The following is a 16,343-nucleotide window of genomic DNA, read 5'->3' as shown; positions in this document are numbered from 1 at the left end:
AGACCTCATGGACATCTTGACCTCCCTCATCGGCGGCTTTGCCGTCGCCGTGACGCCGCTCAACCTCGCGCTCGCGGTTTTCGGCTGCTTCGCCGGCACGCTGATCGGCGCCCTGCCCGGACTTGGCCCGGTGAACGGCGTGGCGATCCTGATCCCCGTCGCTTTCGCCATGAAGCTCGAGCCCGGCTCGGCGCTGATCATGCTGTCCTGTATCTACTATGGGTGCATGTACGGCGGTCGGATCAGCTCGATCATGCTCAACATCCCCGGCGACGAGCCCGCGATCATGACCACGCTCGACGGCTACCCCATGGCCCGAAAGGGGCAGGCGGCCAAGGCCCTTGGCATTTCCGCAGTGGCGTCCTTCACCGGCGCAACCTTTGCCACGCTCGGGCTGACCTTCTTCGCGCCACTGCTGGCAAAGGCGGCGATCCACTTCGGGCCGGCGGATTACTTCGCGCTCTACGTCATGGCCTTTGCCACCATCGGCGGGGTGACCGGGGTGAACCCCTTCAAGACGCTGCTCGCGGCGGTGCTGGGTCTGCTGCTGGCCAGCGTTGGGCTCGATCCGGCCACCGGAACGGCGCGCTACACCTTCGGGTCGTACCACCTCTATGATGGCTTCGATCCCATCGTCGCCATCGTCGGCCTTTTCGCGGTCAGCGAGATCATCATGTATTTCGAGAGCCACGCCACCTCTGGTGCCGGGCCCGCCAAGCTCGGCCGCGCCCTGCCCCGGCTGCGCGAGGTCTTCGAGGGCTTCCCCGCTGCGCTGCGCGGCTCGGTGATCGGCTTTGTCTGCGGCGTTCTGCCCGGCGCCGGTGCCTCCCTCGGGGCTTTCGTCTCCTACAGCACCGAAAAGCAGATCAGCGACAAGAACGGGACCTTCGGCACCGGCGACCCGCGGGGCATCGCCGCGCCGGAGGCAGGCAACAATGCCGCCTCCGGCGGCGCTCTCATCCCGATGCTGACGCTGGGCGTGCCCGGCTCCGGTACAACGGCGGTGATGCTGGCGCTGCTCGTCTCCCTCAACATCCAGCCCGGCCCATTGCTCTTCGAGCGCCAGCCGGACCTCGTCTGGGGCCTGATCGCGGCGCTCTATCTCGCCAACCTCGTGCTGCTACTGCTCAACGTGCCGATGGTGGGCATCTTCACCCGCCTGCTGTCGCTGCCGCAGTGGCTGCTGATGCCGATCGTCGTGATGGTCAGCTTCATCGGGATCTATTCGATCAGCCATTCGAGCTTCGATCTCTTCGTGATGATCGGCTTTGGCCTGCTCGGCTACGCCCTGCGCAAGTTCGAGATCTCGTTGGTGCCGGTGGTTCTCGGGCTGCTGCTTGGCGCCGATATGGAGAACAACCTGCGCCGGGCGCTGTCGATTTCGGGGGGAGACTTCGGCATCCTGCTGCAAAGCCCCATCGCGCTGGTGATTTACGGCTTCACCGCGCTGATGCTGCTCTTCTCCTTCGGCATCGCCATGCGCCGACGAACTCCGCCGCTGGCGGACTGATCCGCCCGCAATGTGCCGCGGCTTTCGCCCGGCACCCAGGCACGCGCTTGCTCTGCGCCGGGCCGCACGATGGCCAAGGCCGCGGCAGCCCGGGGCCCTCGCGCAAACCAAGGCCCGCACCGGGCCACATGCAAAAACGCCCCGGGCAAGACCGGGGCGTTTCTCTTTATCGACGGTAGCTTACTCGCTGATCGCGGACTTCACCTGCGCAACCTCTTCCGGCGACATCGTGCCGGAGGTCACCACCTCGCCATCGGTGATCTTCCACAGGCGGAACGGGCCGGTGATATCGCCATACTCGTCAAAGACCACCGGGCCGATCACGCCTTCATACCGGATCTTCTCGCCGGCCTTGATCAGCTCGAGCGCCTTCTTGAACTCCTCGGGACCGGCGTAGATCGGCTCGCCCTCGGTGCCCGTGACCTGCGGGATCGCGTCGCGGATCGCGTCGGCCGAGGCCTCGCCCGCCTGCGCGATGGCCAGCGCGACGATGGCGCCGGCATCATAGGAGCGGTCCGCCGCCGGCGCGTCGGGCGCGATGCCGCCGGAGAACTCGGCAAAATTGTCGTAGAAATAGGTGGTCGACGCGGTCTCGGAGGTCCCCGACGAGGTGCCGTAGGCGCCGTCGAGGTATTGCGCCCCGACCGCGCTGATGAAGTCCGTCGAGTTCATGCCGTCGTTCAGCAGGAAACTTTGCGGCCCGCCGGAGGAAATCCATGCCCGCGCGATGGTCGCGCCATCCACCGGGTAAGAGATCAGGTAGAGGCTTTCGGGGTCGCCCTTGAGTGCCGCGGTCGCTTCCGAGGAGTAGTTCGCCTGCTTCTCGTTGTAGGGCGTGACCGAGGTGATCTCGCCGCCGAGGGCCTCATAGGCCTTCTTGAACTCCCGCATCATGTTGACGCCGAAATCGTTGTTCACGTGGATGATGGCGAGCTTGTTCAGACCTTGGTCGATGGCGTATTGCGCCGCCGCGGTGCCCTGCAGTGCATCCGAGGTTATGGTGCGGAAGAAGTAGCCGCCGGTCTTGCCGTCCTGGCCGAGCTGCGTCAGCGTCGGCGAGGAGGAGGCCGGCGAGACTTGCACCACGCCCGCAGGCCCGGTGACCGAGGTCAGGATCGGGATCGAGACCGAAGAGATGATTCCGCCGATCAGCACCGGCACCTTGCCGATGTTGACGAGCTGCGTCGCCTGGTCGACGGCGACGTTGCCCTGGCTCTGGCTGTCGCGGGTGTCCGAGGTGATCTTGCAGCCCAGCACGCCGCCGGCCTCGTTGATGTCGCGGAAGGCCATGTCCACGGCCTTTGCCCCGGCCTGACCGTAGACGCCAGCCGGGCCGGTCAGTTCCATGACCATGCCGACCTCGACCTCGCAATCTTGGGCCATGGCCCCGGACGCCAGGGCGGCGGCCGCAGCGGAGGCAAGAAGAAGATGTTTCATTTCAGGATGCTCCTGTTGGAAGGCGCCCGTTTCGGGCTGGGATCGGAGGCTCAGGCCTCTTCTTTGTTGAGGTTGTATTTCATGATCGAGCCGTGGCGGCCGTGGCGGTCGCGCTCGAGCGTGTAGACATCGCCCTCGAGCTGCCGGGCCTGCGCCAGTACGGCGTCGATTGCGGCCATGTCGGCGGCGGTCAGCGTGACCTCACCGACCCTCAGGTTCGCCGCGAGATGGCTGCGGTTGCGCGCGCCGACGATGACGCCGGCGACCTGCGGCCGGGTCAGCACCGCGGCAGAGGCCACGGTCGCCACGTCGCAGCCATGGGCGTCGGCGATGGTGCGCAGAGTTTCCAAGAGGCTCTGGAAGAGGTCCCAGCCGCCGAAGTCCTGGATGATCAGGTGGTATTTGGTCAGCGAGCGGTTCTCCATCTCGCCTTCGGGATCGGGCTCGCCAAGCCAGCGGTCGGACAGGAAGCCGCCCGCAACGGTGCCGTAGCAGAGGAACTGCATCCCCTTCTCGGCCGCCAGCCCCGCCATCCGCTTCTCGGGGCGGCGATCGAGCAGAGAATATTGCGTCTGCAGCGTCGCCAGCCGAATGCCCGCATCGAACATGGCTGCCACGTGATCGGTGTCGAAATTGGTGCCGGAGAGAAGCTGGATCAGCCCCTCATCCTGGAATTCCTTGAGCCAATGCGCCGCCTGCAGCCAGTCGCCCTGCGCATAGTCCCACCAGTGGAATTGCACGAGATCGAGGCTCTGCACGCCGAGCCGCATCGCCGAGCGGGCCACGGTTTCGCGCAGCATGGGCCGGGTCAGCCGGCCAAGCTTGTCGAGATCGGGCACGCATTTGGTATGAACGCGAATCCGCGACAGCGCCTCGGCTCCATGCCGATTGGCATATTCGGCACGGAAGGCGCCGATGATTGCCTCGACACCGGTGTAGATGTCGGCGCAGTCGAAGGTGGTGATGCCGGCCTCTGCGGCGGCGATCAGATCCTCCACCGCCTCGGCACGGTCGATCTGGCCATGGCCACCGGCCAGCTGCCAGCCGCCGCGGATCACGCGCGAAATCTCGTAGCCGGGGGCCAGTGTGGTGCGCGGCAGGGTCATGTCATCTCTCCTTGGGCAGCGGAACGGCGGTGGTCTCGGCATGGCTGAACTGCCGCTTGCCGATGCGGGTGATGCGCAGCCGGGTCGAGCAGTTGGGGTCCGGGCAGGCCACTTCGGCGTCGGTGCTCATCCAGTCGTTGGGGTGGGTCTGGCGCTGCTTTGCCGCGAGCAGCGGCAAGACAGACGCCAGCGAGTAGACCGAGAACCCCTGCCCCGGCGGCAGGTACAGCATCTCTCCGCGAAGCTCGAACCAGTCGCCGGGCTTGGCATTGCAATAGATCGCACCGCCTTCGGGGGCGACCACTTCGACCTTCAGGTCCCAGAGTTCGAAGCTGTCGTCAGTCATCTTGGGCCTTCTTCATGTCAGCGCGGATCAGGTCGAAAGATTGGGTAATGTCGGCATGCAGCGCGGCGACGGCAGCCTCCGCATCTCCGGCCTCGAGCGCGGCGATCAGCGCCCAGTGATGATGCACCGCGGTCAGCGACGGGTTGCGCCCGTAGATGATCGCCGAGGCCCGGACGAAGGGTCCCGACTGCATCCAAAGGCTGCGCACGATGGGCAGCAGCACGTCAGAGCCGGCAGCGCGATAGATCGTGAAGTGGAACTCATGGTTCAGCACAGAAGTCTCGGTGGCATGCTCGGGAGCGAGCCGAACAAACGCGTCCTCGCAAGCCTGCGTCTGCTGCCGCAGCAGCTCGATCGTTTCGGGCGCAATCTGCGCCGCGGCAAGGCGCACCAACTCGCCCTCGATGAGGCAGCGGGCGCGCGAGAGATCGTCGAGTCGCGCCTCGGTGATCAGCGGAACCCGGGTCGAGCGGTTCGGCATGACCTCGAGCGCGCCTTCCGTCCCCAGCCGACCAAGCGCCTCGCGCACCGGCATGATCGACACGCCCAGGGTGTCGGCCACGGCCTGCATGCGGAGCACCTGCCCCGCGGCAAAGGCCCCGTGGATCAGCGATTTGGTCAGCTCCTCGTAGACGCGCTGCTGCAGCGACGCGCGCCCCACGCGGCCCAGACCGGGAACCGTCATGTGGTCCGTTTCGGTGTCGCTCATCTGTCCTCGCCACTCCGTTCAAACGTTTTTGGCTTGCATCCTAGATCCGTGTCAATAATCTTTGATCAAAGATACAATTCTGCCGAGCGCAACGCCGGTCTCGGCGGCCACAGGGAAATTGGAATGGATACGACCCGAGGCGCGGTCCTCTCGGCGCATGGCCTTTGCCGCAGGTTCCAGGGAATCCAGGCGGTAGACGACATGTCCCTCTCGCTGGCCCCAGGCGAACTGCTGGGCCTGATCGGGCCGAACGGCGCGGGCAAGACCACGATGTTCAACATGCTCGCAGGCTCGCTGCCCCCCTCTGCCGGGCGGATCGAACTCATGGGCAGCGACGTGACCGCCGAGGGCGCCGAGAAGCGCCTCGGCCGCGGGCTGGGCCGGACTTTTCAAATCCCCCGCCCCTTCCCGCGGATGAGCGTGCTCGAAAACGTCCTTTGCGGCGCGCAGAAGCAGAGCGGCGAAAGCGTCTTCGGCGCCGCCTTCCGCATCGGTGCCTCGCGCCGGGATGAAGCGCGGGCACTGGAGAAGGCCCGCCACATCATCGATTTCCTGTTGCTCACCCATCTGGTCGATCAACCCGCAAGCGTGCTCTCCGGCGGCCAGCGCAAGCTGCTGGAATTGGCGCGGATCCTCATGGCCGACCCCAGGGTGATCCTGCTCGACGAGCCCGCCGCCGGGGTAAACCCCTCGCTGCTCGAGCAGATCATGGCGCGGATCGTGGACCTCAACGCGCAGGGCGTGTCGATCCTGCTGATCGAGCACAACATGGACATGGTGGCGCGGCTCTGTTCCCGCGTCGTGGTCATGGCGCTTGGCCGCGAGCTGGCGCAGGGCGCCCCGGGCGCGGTGATCCGCGATCCCGAGGTGGTGCGCGCCTATCTGGGGGATGCCGCATGAGCGAGCTATTGCGAGTCCGCGGTCTCGCGGCCGGCTACCAGCCCGATCTGTCGATCCTGAAAGGCGTCGATCTGACGGTGGCGGACGGCGAATTCGTCGTGCTGCTCGGTCCCAACGGCGCGGGCAAGTCGACACTGGTGAAGACCGTGGCCGGACTGGTGCCCGTTCATGGCGGATCGGTCACCCTGAAAGGCGAGGAAATCTCTGCCTTGCCCGCCCATCTGCGCCTGCGGCATGGGCTGGCCTTTGTGCCGCAGACCGAGAACATCTTCGCCCGGATGACAATCCGCGAGAACCTGCAACTCGCCGCGCAAATCCTGCCAAAGCAAGAGCGCGCAGAGAGGATCTCCGCGATGATGGACACCTTCTCCGACCTCGCCCGTCGCCCCGGCACCCGCGCGGGCGGCCTCTCGGGCGGGCAGCGGCAGATGCTGGCCGTGGCACGCGCGCTGATCATCGATCCCGAGGTTCTGATCCTCGACGAGCCCTCTGCGGGCCTGTCGCCGCTGATGGTCTCGGAGGTCTTCGACCGGCTGCGAGAAATCAACGGCAAGGGCACGACCATCCTGCTGGTGGAACAGAACGTGCGGGCGGGGCTCGAGATCGCCAGCCGCGGCGTGGTTCTGGTCGAAGGCCGAGTGGCACATGATGCGCCATCGGATGCGCTCGCCAACGACCCGATCGTGGCGGACCTCTATCTCGGCGGTCACCAGAAGGAGGCACAGGCATGATGCTGCAGCCGATCATGGATGGGCTTGTCAACGGGGCGATCATCGGCCTCGGCGCCATCGGCGTGACCCTGACCTACGCGATCCTGCGCTTTGCGAATTTCGCGCACGGCGAGCTGTTGAGCTGGGGCGCCTACCTCGCGCTGACGGTCAGCGGGGCGCTCGGGGCGCTGCTGCCCGGGCTGGGCACCCCGCTGGGGCCGTTCAGCTTCGGCTGGTCGGTGCCCATTGCCATGGCCGGGTCGATAATGTTGACCGCCGCGCTGGCGCTTGCGGTCGACTGGCTGCTCTTCGGGCGGCTGCGCCGCTCGGGCGCGGTGACAATCATTCTCGTGATGACCTCCTTCGGCGCGGCGCTGGCGCTGCGCAACCTGCTGGAGTTCGCCTATACCTCGAGTCCGAAGTACTTTTCGAACGCCCTGCAGATCAGCCGCGAGATCCTGCCCGGCCTGCGCGCCACCCCCGACCAGTTGCTGGTCGTGGCACTTGGGGTGGTGCTCGTGGTGCTCGTGCACCTGTTGCTGACCCGCACCGCCGCGGGCCGCTCGATGCGCGCGGTCTCGGAGGATCCGCAGCTCTCGGCGCTGGTCGGCATCGACACCCGCGCGGTGATCCGCATGGTCTGGATGCTCGGCGCGGCGCTCGCCGCTGTGGCAGGGATCATGTCCGGCGTGGTGGTGCAAATCCGGCCAACCATGGGACATGACCTGCTTCTGCCGCTCTTCGCCGCGGCGATCCTCGGAGGCATCGGCTCGGTTCCGGGCGCCATGCTGGCGGGGTTGATCGTCGGGCTGACCGAGGCGCTGACTGTCCAACTCATCGGCGCGGAATGGCGCGCGGCCGTGTCCTTCGTCATCCTCGTCGCAGTCCTGCTGCTGCGCCCGCAGGGCATCTTCGGAAAGGTCACCGCATGATCGACCTGCTCTCCTACGCGGCCTTCTTCCTGACCATGGCGCTGACCTATGCGGTCATCTGCCTCGGGCTGAACCTTCAATGGGGCCAGACGGGCCTCTTCAACGTCGGCGTCGCGGGTTTTGTCGCCGTGGGCGCCTATGTCTCGGCAATCCTGACCACCCCGCCGATCGACGGCCGCATCGGCGGTTTCGAGCTTCCGATGGTCGTCGGCTGGCTCGGCGGTGGGCTGGCCGCGGGGCTGCTGTGCCTCGGCATCGGTGCGCTGACCTTGCGGCTGCGCTCGGATTATCTCGCCATCGCCACATTCGGCGCCGCGGTGGTCATTCAGCTGGCGCTGCTGAACCTCGAGGGGCTCACCGGCGGCCCCTTCGGCGTCGGCTTCATCCCCCGCCCCTTCGGCTCGCTGCAGGGCGATGCCGACCTTTTCGCGCTCGCCAACCTTCTGGTGATGATCGTCACAGTGCTGCTGTGCTACCTCGCGCTCGAGCATCTCGTCCGCTCCCCCTGGGGCCGCGTCCTGCGGGCGCTGCGCGAGGATGAAACGGCGGCGCGCGCCCTGGGAAAGAACCCGGTGACCTACCGGCTCCAGGCCTTCGCCATCGGCGGTTTCGTCATGGGCCTCGGCGGCGCGGCGCAGGGCCATTTCATCGGCTTCATCGCCCCCGACAACTACCTGCCGATCCTGACCTTCCAGGTCTGGACCATGCTGATCGTCGGCGGTTCGGGCAACATGCGCGGCGCGATCCTCGGTGCTGTTCTCGTCTGGGCGATCTGGGCCGTCTCCGGCTCGGCCGTCAGCGCGCTCTTCCCCACCGAGCAGCAAGCGCGCGCCGCCTCGTTGCAGATCGTCATGATCGGCGCCGCGCTCTGCGCCGTGCTGCTGCTGCGTCCGCGCGGCCTGCTCGGCGAGGCTGGCACCCTGCGGCGGCGCAAGACCCGCACTGCCCCCAAGATTTCCGAAGGAACCGAGACAAATGCCTGACACCCGCCTTTCCGCCGGCGCCTCCCCTGCCCTGCCGCGCGTCGATCTCGCGCCGGGCCTGAACATCGCACGCCTCGTTTGCGGCCTGTGGCAGGTCGCCGACCTCGAAAAGGACGGCAGCACGCTCGATCCTGTGAAGGCCGCTGACCGGCTTCAGGCCTATGCCGCGGCGGGGTTTGACAGCTTTGACATGGCCGACCACTACGGCTCGGCCGAGGTGATCACCGGAGAGCTGACCTCACGTCCCGGCATGGCGCACGTCACCGCTTTCACCAAGTGGTGCCCCGAGCCCGGTCCAATGACGCCGGAGATCGTCCGCGCCGGGATTCAGGATCGCCTTGACCGGCTGCGCACCAAGCGCATCGACCTGCTGCAATTCCACTGGTGGAGCTTCGAGGATCCGCGCTGGCTCGATGCCCTGCGCGAAATCGAGGCGCTGCGCGCCGAGGGGTTGATCGGTGCCATAGGGGTGACCAACTTCGACGCCGCCCATCTCGAGGTGGCGCTGGCCGAGGGCATCGAAATCGTCTCGAACCAAGTGAGCTTCTCCCTGGTTGACCGCCGTGCCGCCGGCGCCCTGACCGCGCTCTGCAAGCGCTGGGGGGTCAAGCTGCTGGCCTATGGCACGCTCTGCGGCGGCTTCATCTCCGAGAAATGGCTGGGCAAGCCCGAACCGCGCGACATCCCCGATTGGTCGCGGATGAAATACAAGCGGTTCATCGACGTGGCCGGGGGCTGGGAGATCTTTCAGGAATTGCTCGCGGCGGCGCATGAGATCGGCCAGAAACACGGCGTGTCGCTGTCGAACGTCGCCTCGCGCTGGGTGCTCGACACCCCCTCGGTCGCCGCGACGATCATCGGCGCCCGCATCACCGAAGCCGAGCACCGCGCCGACAACCTGCAGGTGTTCGGGTTTTCACTGGACGCCGAGGATCACGCGAAGCTCGGCGCGGTCTTCGCGCGCATGACCATGGTGCCCGGCGACTGCGGCGACGAGTACCGCAAGCCGCCCTTCCTCACCGCCTCCGGAGACCTGTCGCATCACCTGAGCGAACTCCCCCCGGTCCATCCCGCCGTGGCGGATGCTGCACTTGCCGATCGCGCCCGGGTCTTCACCGGCTCGAAATGGGAGCCGATTGCCGGCTATTGCCGCGCGGTGAAAGTGGGCAACCGTATCCTCGTGTCCGGCACCACGGCGACCCATGGAGACTCTCACAATGTCGCGCCCGGCAACGCCGGGGCGCAGACGACCTATATCCTCGACAAGATCGTCGCCGCCCTGCGTGCCCATGGTGCCGGACCCGAACACGTGGTGCGCACCCGGGTTTACCTGGTCGATGCCGAGGACTGCGAGGCGGTCTCCGTCGCGCACGGGCGCTTCTTCGCTGATCACCCCCCGGCCAACACCCTGCTGCAGGTCGCTCAGCTGATCGGACCCTACCGCGTTGAGATCGAGGCCGAGGCGATCCTGCCTGCCTAATCCTCCCCGCCCATGAGAACGGCATCGCGCGGCCCCCTAGGGGGCCGCTGTCTGTTTTCGCGTGCGTGGCGGAAGGAATCCAGACGCCGTTGCACGTGCTTCGTCTCTCGACGGCGCTATCACCGTGCAACCGTCCTCACCGACACATCAGCCTGCGGTGCTTGGTGTGCTGAGGTGATGCGGAGAGCATGGGCAGGCGGCGGGCATCCGGGGCTCCATTCCGGCACTGCGCGAGCCCGACACCTTCATGCTCCGCCCGGAAACAAAGAGCCCGCCGGAGCAACGCTCCGGCGGGCTCTGAAATAGGGATGTTTGCCGGCTTCAGGCCGAGGTGGCCTTCTCGTGCCGATCGCGATGCATGGAAACGGCCTCGAGCAGCAGCTCCGGATCCTCTCCGGCGGGGCAGACTTTCTGGGCAATGTCGAAATCGGACACGCCCTGCTGCAGCAGTCGCTCAATGGCGGTGGTTTGTTCGCGGCTGAAAATACCCATGTGACTGTTCTCCCTTTTTGTGGCCCGGACATGGCAAGCCCAGCAGGGCGAGACGTGTCGTCCACTGGCAGGCGCTGGTTGTCCGGGTGACCGCCGAATTTTCTGGCGGAGACCCCTCCTAGCACAAAGCAAGAACTCGGCAAAGGGCTTTGTCCCACATTTTCGAGGCATTCCCGCCGCCCCGCCACCATCTTGAATTCTGCGCCATCTGTCGTATATATTGCGACATATGGCGCGATGGAGGGTCATGACATGCAAGCCATTCACTTTGATAGCGACATCGGCCGCGCCGTCCATCTTCTTGGGGGCGAGAAGACCATGGACGCGAAGGTCAACAGCGCGCTCGACGCGCATGAGGTCCTGATGAAGGGGCTCCCGGCCGGAGCGCTGCTGCATCTCGTTTCGTCGGTCGGATTCCTTGACCAGGGCCCGGCCCTGTACAACGCGGTCGGGATTTCCGTGCGAACCCTGCAGCGTATGAAGGCCAAGGGAGCGGACGAGTTGCTCAGCCGAGAGCAGAGCAGTCGCGCCTGGCGCTTCGCCGAGATCTTCGGCAAGGCGATCGAGGTCCTTGGCTCGGAAGCGGCCGCGGTGGACTGGATGAACAAGCCGGCGATCGGCCTCGAGCGCCGCTGTCCGATCGACCTAGTCGCAACCTCTGCCGGAGCCGAGGTCGTTGAAGAATACCTGACCCGGATGGAGTACGGGGTCTATACATGACGCCCCTGCCGCCGCCCCTCGGGACCGGAGAATTCAGATTTTGGCGCATCGACCAGAAGAAGCATTATGAGACATGGTTCACCGGCGAGGGCGCCTTCCGGGTCGGGGGCCGGTGGAACACCTCGGGCGTCCGGGCGATCTATGCCTCGCTGGACCCCGCGACCGCCTGCCTCGAGGTGGCGGTGCACAAGGGGTTCGAGGCACTGGACATCGCGCCGCATTTCCTCACCTCGGCGCGCATCCTCACGCCGGCCAAGATCCATGTCGTCTACCCTGACGACATCCCCAACCCGAATTGGATCAGCCCTGCACCGCTGAGCCGCAACCAGCAAACATTCGGAAACGACCTCTTGGCCCAGCACGGGTGCTTCCTGATTCCATCGGTCGTGTCCCGCTTCAGCTGGAATCTGGTGATCGACGCGACTCAGGCGGAGGGGCTGTTTGACGACGTTCAGCAGACCCGGTTCACGCTGGATACCAGGCTGCAATCTCCCCTTTGAGTTCCGCGAGACGGCAACGCTACTGGCGCCGCGAACCCTGAGCGAGGCGGACAAGGCGAGCCGTCGCGCGCGGCGATGTCCGAGCACGCCGCTTCGTGCCCGCGACTATTCGACGACTCTCAGGTAGGGGCGAATGTGTTCGACCGAGTACCACGCCGCAATCTCGCTGGTCTCGACCTTGAAGAAGGGGTCACCTGAAACGATCATCGGTCCATCCGTGACCAGTCCGATTTCCTGCGGCCGTCTCTTTTCCGGCTGCACAAGAACCCTGGTACCAGCTTGAAAACGTGGTCTTTGCATAATGGCCATACTCTCCCGAAACCATTCAGGATCAGACTGCGCCACAGCGTGCACATTGCAAGCATCCGCCAATCGGCGGGCCGGAAGCGGCAAGAAACTGCCACCTGCCCCGCGCGTTCGAAAAGCCGCGGCACATGGCGCAAGAGTCCGAGTGGGTGTCTGTGAAATCTTGAGGGGGAGTGCGGCGGCGACCCAAGGGAGGAGGAGAAGGGTCGCCGCCAATTTCCGGGGTTCAGGGAGGAGGAGAAAACCCCGGGAAACTCGCCGACGCATCGCTGCGTCTTGAGGACATACCTACATAATGCTGCTTTGCAGCACAACGGTCAGCTTTGCAGACCTGTTTTGTGTTGCACGCATACCGCAGCCAGGGGTGATGCCGATCCTCCCCGGCACGGCCAGTCATTCGACAAGGGCGAAACACTCGAGAAAGGGCGAAAAGCGCTGATCCGGCCGCCCTTTTCCTCCAGAGGCGACCGGATCGCTGGAGATGACCGCCCCTCCCAAAGCGGCACCTCGTGACCGACCCACCTCCCAGTATGTCGGCCAGAATTCGAATGGACGATATGTCGCACCTTCCCCGGGTCGGTGTAAAGGTCACAGACCCGTCGCGACGCAGCGTTAATTCTGGTCAATTTGAATCGGAGCCTCCGCCGACTAGAGGTCGAGGTCGTCCGTCCACTGCCGCTCCCGCGGTCGACAGAATTTTTTTCGCCAGCCTCCCCTCGCGCCCACGCGACTCGACATCGGTGTTCTTGACGGGTGGATGGTCGCGCCGTGCGAGGCTCCTCCTCCCGATGACACCGTCCCTGCGCGACTATAGCCGGGCCGGGGATAACACGCGCCCCGGACTCAGACGGCAGAGCTTGATTGCCCATTACGTAAATCTATTGACGTATTGGTTACGCCTCGCTACCAAAGACTACGGATTTCAGAAATCCGATCGTTTTAGGGAGGAGCGATCAATGTCTGGATGCGTAAAGCATTCCGCTATTGTGGCGGCAGGAGCAGTAGTTGCGCTCTTGCCAATGACGGGCGCGGCGACTGCTGCTGGCTTTCAGTTACGTGAGATGAGCGCCGAAGGCGTGGGCACGGCCTTTTCCGGCGCGACCGCCAAGGCGGCGGACCCGTCCACGATCTACACCAACCCCGCAGGGATGATGCGTATCCCGGGCACTCGGGCCCAGCTCGACTTGAACTACATCGCCCCGCAGATTCGCTTCTCGGGAGATGCGGGAACAACCGGGCTCAGCTATTCTGGCAACAACGGCGGGGACGCGGGCGAGAGCGCACTGGTGCCGGCATTCTACGGCCTCATCGACCTCACCCCCACGATCAAGGCGGGGCTCTCGCTGACCGTGCCCTTCGGCCTCGCCACCGAGTATGACGACGACTGGAAAGGCCGCTACTTTGCCATCGAGAGCGAGATCCAGAACATTGTCCTGACGCCGAGCATCGCCTGGCAGGCCACCGACCAGCTGTCGCTTGGGGCCGGCATCCAGATCGGTCATGCCGACGCGACACTGTCGAAAGCCCTCAATCTCTCGCCGCTCGGCCTTGGCGACGGAATGTCGGAGCTGACCGGCGACGGCTATGGATATGGTTTCACGCTGGGCATGCTTTACGAGATCGCGCCGACGACCCGCGTGGGCGTGAGCTATCGATCCAAGGCGAAATACACGCTCGAGGGCACCGCCAAGATCACCGGTGTACCGGATCCCTTTATCGCCGCGGTGCCGCAGCTGCGAAGCTCCGATGCCGAGGCAGAGGTCACCATGCCGGATGTCCTGTCGATCGGGGCCTACCACGAGCTGAGCCCGCAATGGGCAGTGATGGGCGACCTGTCCTGGACCAACTGGTCGACCTTCGAAGAGCTGCGTGTGAAGTTCGATGACGGCCGGCCCGACGATGTGACCGACGAGAACTGGCACGACTCCTGGTTCGTCGCCCTGGGAGCAGACTACAAGCCGCGCGAGAACCACACGATCCACTTTGGCGTCGCCTACGACCAGAGCCCCGTGCCCAACGACAATCGGACCGCCCGGATCCCGGATTCCGACCGCTACTGGGCATCGCTGGGCTATAGCTACGAGTTCGCACCGGATCGGACGATCAACTTCGGCTACACCCACATCTTCTTCGACGACGCCGACATCAAGGAGACAACGGGTGCCGGGACTCTCAAGGGCAGCTATGAAGGCCACGCCGATATCCTGAGTGCCAGCCTGACCTACCGGTTCTGAGCCGCCTCGGGGCCCCGCGCGTGCCTGTCGCAAGCGGTGCGCGGGGCCCCAAGACCGCCAGCCAGTCCAAAAAAGCCATGTCCGGACTCCCGGAACATGTCCCGCAGCCTGCGTTTCCCAAGCGCCGGACCAGCCGCCCTGTACCCGGAGCCCCGCTCATGAGCCCGAATGACATCGCGCCCGACACTCTGATGCCCCCCCGACCGGCCACAGACGCGCCCGCGGCTGCCGCGGCGGACCCCATCGCCCCGTCCGGCACCATGTCCGATCTTCTCGACACCGCCGTGCGCCTTCACGGTGACCGCCCGGCCATGCATTTCCTCGGACGCCGCTACAGCTATCGGGAGCTCGGCGCCCTCGTCGACCGCGCGGCCGCGGGCTTTGCAGGTCAGGGGGTCAACAAGGGCGTACGTGTAGGCCTTTGCCTGCCGAACATGCCCGCCTTCGTGATCTGCTATTTCGCGGTGCTCAAGGCAGGTGGCACGGTGGTGAATTTCAACCCGCTCTACGCCCCTCGCGAGCTGCGGCACCAGATCGAGGACTCGGGCATCTCGCTCATGGTCACCACGGATTTGGCGGCGATCTATCCCAAGGTCGCGGCGCAGCTCGGGCACGGCGCGCTGGAGCGGCTGGTCATCTGTCCGATGGCCGAGATGCTGCCCCCGCTCAAGAGGCTGCTCTTCCCGCTTCTGAAGCGCCGCGAACTCGCCCGCGTTCCCACCGATGCCCGGCACATCTCTTTCCGGCAGCTGACCCGGAACGACGGTGCTATCACCCCCGCTCCGATCAGCCCCGAAACCGATCTCGCCGCCTTGCAATACACTGGCGGGACAACCGGGCTCTCCAAGGGAGCGATGCTGACCCACGCCAATATCGTCGCCAATGCCGAGCAGATCCTCGAGCGGCTGCCCGATCCCGGGATCGGCGAGGAGCGGGTGCTGGCGGTCCTGCCGCTGTTCCACGTCTTCGGCATGACCGTCGCCATGAACCTCGCCGTGCGCATCGCCGCCGAGATCATCCTGGTGCCGCGCTTCGACATCGAGGGCACGATCAAGGTGATCGAGCGCCAGCGGCCGACACTCTTTCCCGGCGTGCCGACGCTCTACACCGCGATCAACCACGCGCTCGAGAAGCGCCTGGCGGATCTCTCCTCGCTGCGCTGCTGCATCTCGGGCGGCGCCCCGCTGCCCGGCGAGGTGCGCCGCGGGTTCGAGGCCCTGAGTGGCTGCCGCCTCAGCGAGGGCTATGGCCTGTCCGAAAGCTCGCCGGTGGTCTGCTGCAATCCCTTCGATGGCAGCGCGCGCGACGGCTCGATCGGAAGGCCGCTGGCAAAGACGCAGGTCGAGATCCGCGATCTCGCCGACCCGACCCGGATTTGCGCCCCGCACGAAAAGGGTGAGCTCTGCATCCGCGGCCCGCAGGTCATGCAAGGCTACTGGAACCGCCCCGAGGAGACCCGCGCGAGCTTCATCGACGGCGCGCTGCGGACCGGCGATGTCGGCTACGTCGACGAGGAGGGGTTCTACTTCATCGTTGACCGGATCAAGGACGTGATCCTCTGCAGCGGCTACAATGTCTACCCGCGGGCCATCGAAGAAGCGCTCTACCAGCACCCCGCGGTGGCTGAGGCCGCAGTGATCGGCGTCGCCGACGCCTATCGCGGCAGCGCGCCCAAAGCCTTCGTGGTGCTGAAGACGCCGCTCGACGCGGCAGAGGAAGAGCTCCAGGGCTTTCTCAAGGAGTATCTCTCGCCCATCGAGATGCCCAAACAGATCCAGATCTGCGAAAGCCTGCCGAAGACCCCGGTCGGCAAGCTCTCGAAGAAGGCGCTTCAAGACAGCGAGGGCGCGCAAGCCGAAACAGCACGATCCGGGGGCACGGCGGCGTCATGACCTGCGTAAGCGTCCTCACATGCCCGGAAGGGCCTGTTCATCGCCCGGGCCATGATGGTACAAGTCAACGCGGATTGCGTCCGGCG

General features: G+C 65.6%; 15 protein-coding genes. 10 read left to right on the top strand and 5 right to left on the bottom strand.

Annotation, left to right across the window (positions count from 1 at the left end; translation table 11 throughout):
- Nucleotides 1-7 precede the first annotated feature (7 nt).
- Nucleotides 8-1,510 (top strand): tripartite tricarboxylate transporter permease, encoded by a 1,503-nt coding sequence (locus tag G0Q01_RS02935; RefSeq protein WP_164190105.1) that lies wholly within the window; start codon nt 8-10, stop codon nt 1,508-1,510.
- Between the two features lie 180 nt (nt 1,511-1,690).
- On the opposite strand, the gene G0Q01_RS02930 is transcribed toward G0Q01_RS02935, so the two are convergent.
- From G0Q01_RS02930 to G0Q01_RS02915, 4 genes are read right to left on the bottom strand one after another with little or no spacing between them, the layout of a single operon-like run.
- Complete coding sequence (locus G0Q01_RS02930) at nt 1,691-2,947, bottom strand: ABC transporter substrate-binding protein (RefSeq protein WP_164190103.1); 1,257 nt, start codon at nt 2,945-2,947, stop codon at nt 1,691-1,693.
- A gap of 50 nt (nt 2,948-2,997) precedes the next feature.
- Nucleotides 2,998-4,053, bottom strand: a complete 1,056-nt coding sequence (locus G0Q01_RS02925; protein WP_203594876.1) for an aldo/keto reductase — start codon at nt 4,051-4,053, stop codon at nt 2,998-3,000.
- A gap of 1 nt (nt 4,054) precedes the next feature.
- Nucleotides 4,055-4,399 (bottom strand): TIGR04076 family protein, encoded by a 345-nt coding sequence (locus G0Q01_RS02920; protein ID WP_108970737.1) that lies wholly within the window; start codon nt 4,397-4,399, stop codon nt 4,055-4,057.
- The gene (locus G0Q01_RS02915) at nt 4,392-5,108 is read right to left on the bottom strand and encodes a GntR family transcriptional regulator (protein ID WP_164190101.1); all 717 of its coding nucleotides are present in this window, start codon (nt 5,106-5,108) and stop codon (nt 4,392-4,394) included. Before G0Q01_RS02915 ends, G0Q01_RS02920 begins: the two co-directional genes overlap by 8 nt.
- Before the next feature lie 123 nt (nt 5,109-5,231).
- On the opposite strand from G0Q01_RS02915, the gene G0Q01_RS02910 reads away from it, so the two are divergent.
- Genes G0Q01_RS02910 through G0Q01_RS02890 form a run of 5 tightly spaced genes read left to right on the top strand, consistent with a single transcriptional unit; the run spans nt 5,232 to nt 10,113 of the window.
- A complete protein-coding gene (locus G0Q01_RS02910; protein WP_164190099.1) occupies nt 5,232-6,008 on the top strand; it encodes an ABC transporter ATP-binding protein in 777 nt (258 codons plus the stop codon).
- Entirely contained in the window at nt 6,005-6,739 is a 735-nt protein-coding gene (locus tag G0Q01_RS02905) for an ABC transporter ATP-binding protein (protein ID WP_164190097.1), read from the top strand. The genes G0Q01_RS02910 and G0Q01_RS02905 overlap by 4 nt, the downstream gene beginning before the upstream one ends.
- Nucleotides 6,736-7,650: a branched-chain amino acid ABC transporter permease gene (locus G0Q01_RS02900; RefSeq protein ID WP_164190095.1), complete on the top strand. Its 915-nt coding sequence runs from the start codon at nt 6,736-6,738 to the stop codon at nt 7,648-7,650. The genes G0Q01_RS02905 and G0Q01_RS02900 overlap by 4 nt, the downstream gene beginning before the upstream one ends.
- On the top strand, nt 7,647-8,633 hold the full coding sequence (locus G0Q01_RS02895; protein WP_108970742.1) for a branched-chain amino acid ABC transporter permease: 987 nt from the start codon (nt 7,647-7,649) through the stop codon (nt 8,631-8,633). The genes G0Q01_RS02900 and G0Q01_RS02895 overlap by 4 nt, the downstream gene beginning before the upstream one ends.
- Complete coding sequence (locus G0Q01_RS02890; protein ID WP_164190093.1) at nt 8,626-10,113, top strand: aldo/keto reductase; 1,488 nt, start codon at nt 8,626-8,628, stop codon at nt 10,111-10,113. Before G0Q01_RS02895 ends, G0Q01_RS02890 begins: the two co-directional genes overlap by 8 nt.
- A gap of 321 nt (nt 10,114-10,434) precedes the next feature.
- Here the strand turns inward: G0Q01_RS02890 and G0Q01_RS26540 are convergent, their stop codons facing one another.
- A complete protein-coding gene (locus G0Q01_RS26540) occupies nt 10,435-10,605 on the bottom strand; it encodes a hypothetical protein (protein WP_193989112.1) in 171 nt (56 codons plus the stop codon).
- A gap of 252 nt (nt 10,606-10,857) precedes the next feature.
- Between G0Q01_RS26540 and G0Q01_RS02885 the strand changes: the two genes are divergently transcribed.
- The 4 genes from G0Q01_RS02885 (at nt 10,858) to G0Q01_RS02870 (ending at nt 16,257) form a co-directional block, all read left to right on the top strand.
- Nucleotides 10,858-11,325 carry an antitoxin Xre/MbcA/ParS toxin-binding domain-containing protein gene (locus G0Q01_RS02885; protein WP_108970744.1) on the top strand — a complete coding sequence of 156 codons (468 nt, stop codon included), beginning with the start codon at nt 10,858-10,860 and terminating at the stop codon, nt 11,323-11,325.
- Nucleotides 11,322-11,825, top strand: a complete 504-nt coding sequence (locus G0Q01_RS02880) for an RES family NAD+ phosphorylase (protein ID WP_164190090.1) — start codon at nt 11,322-11,324, stop codon at nt 11,823-11,825. Before G0Q01_RS02885 ends, G0Q01_RS02880 begins: the two co-directional genes overlap by 4 nt.
- 836 nt (nt 11,826-12,661) lie before the next feature.
- Nucleotides 12,662-14,365 (top strand): OmpP1/FadL family transporter, encoded by a 1,704-nt coding sequence (locus tag G0Q01_RS02875; RefSeq protein WP_370457165.1) that lies wholly within the window; start codon nt 12,662-12,664, stop codon nt 14,363-14,365.
- A gap of 158 nt (nt 14,366-14,523) precedes the next feature.
- Nucleotides 14,524-16,257 (top strand): long-chain fatty acid--CoA ligase, encoded by a 1,734-nt coding sequence (locus G0Q01_RS02870; protein WP_235939514.1) that lies wholly within the window; start codon nt 14,524-14,526, stop codon nt 16,255-16,257.
- Nucleotides 16,258-16,343 lie beyond the last annotated feature (86 nt).

The organism is Salipiger sp. PrR007 (assembly GCF_010499845.1).
Taxonomy (GTDB): Bacteria; Pseudomonadota; Alphaproteobacteria; order Rhodobacterales; family Rhodobacteraceae; genus Salipiger; species Salipiger pacificus_A.
This window is presented reverse-complemented; position numbering and strand designations above follow the sequence as displayed.

Coding starts and splice junctions, on each gene's coding strand:
- G0Q01_RS02910 (WP_164190099.1), top strand. CDS start 5,232: ATGGATACGACCCGAGGCGCGGTCCTCTCGGCGCATGGCCTTTGCCGC.
- G0Q01_RS02885 (WP_108970744.1), top strand. CDS start 10,858: ATGCAAGCCATTCACTTTGATAGCGACATCGGCCGCGCCGTCCATCTT.
- G0Q01_RS02920 (WP_108970737.1), bottom strand. CDS start 4,399: ATGACTGACGACAGCTTCGAACTCTGGGACCTGAAGGTCGAAGTGGTC.
- G0Q01_RS26540 (WP_193989112.1), bottom strand. CDS start 10,605: ATGGGTATTTTCAGCCGCGAACAAACCACCGCCATTGAGCGACTGCTG.
- G0Q01_RS02930 (WP_164190103.1), bottom strand. CDS start 2,947: ATGAAACATCTTCTTCTTGCCTCCGCTGCGGCCGCCGCCCTGGCGTCC.
- G0Q01_RS02925 (WP_203594876.1), bottom strand. CDS start 4,053: ATGACCCTGCCGCGCACCACACTGGCCCCCGGCTACGAGATTTCGCGC.
- G0Q01_RS02875 (WP_370457165.1), top strand. CDS start 12,662: ATGTCGGCCAGAATTCGAATGGACGATATGTCGCACCTTCCCCGGGTC.
- G0Q01_RS02905 (WP_164190097.1), top strand. CDS start 6,005: ATGAGCGAGCTATTGCGAGTCCGCGGTCTCGCGGCCGGCTACCAGCCC.
- G0Q01_RS02880 (WP_164190090.1), top strand. CDS start 11,322: ATGACGCCCCTGCCGCCGCCCCTCGGGACCGGAGAATTCAGATTTTGG.
- G0Q01_RS02915 (WP_164190101.1), bottom strand. CDS start 5,108: ATGAGCGACACCGAAACGGACCACATGACGGTTCCCGGTCTGGGCCGC.
- G0Q01_RS02895 (WP_108970742.1), top strand. CDS start 7,647: ATGATCGACCTGCTCTCCTACGCGGCCTTCTTCCTGACCATGGCGCTG.
- G0Q01_RS02890 (WP_164190093.1), top strand. CDS start 8,626: ATGCCTGACACCCGCCTTTCCGCCGGCGCCTCCCCTGCCCTGCCGCGC.
- G0Q01_RS02900 (WP_164190095.1), top strand. CDS start 6,736: ATGATGCTGCAGCCGATCATGGATGGGCTTGTCAACGGGGCGATCATC.
- G0Q01_RS02935 (WP_164190105.1), top strand. CDS start 8: ATGGACATCTTGACCTCCCTCATCGGCGGCTTTGCCGTCGCCGTGACG.
- G0Q01_RS02870 (WP_235939514.1), top strand. CDS start 14,524: ATGAGCCCGAATGACATCGCGCCCGACACTCTGATGCCCCCCCGACCG.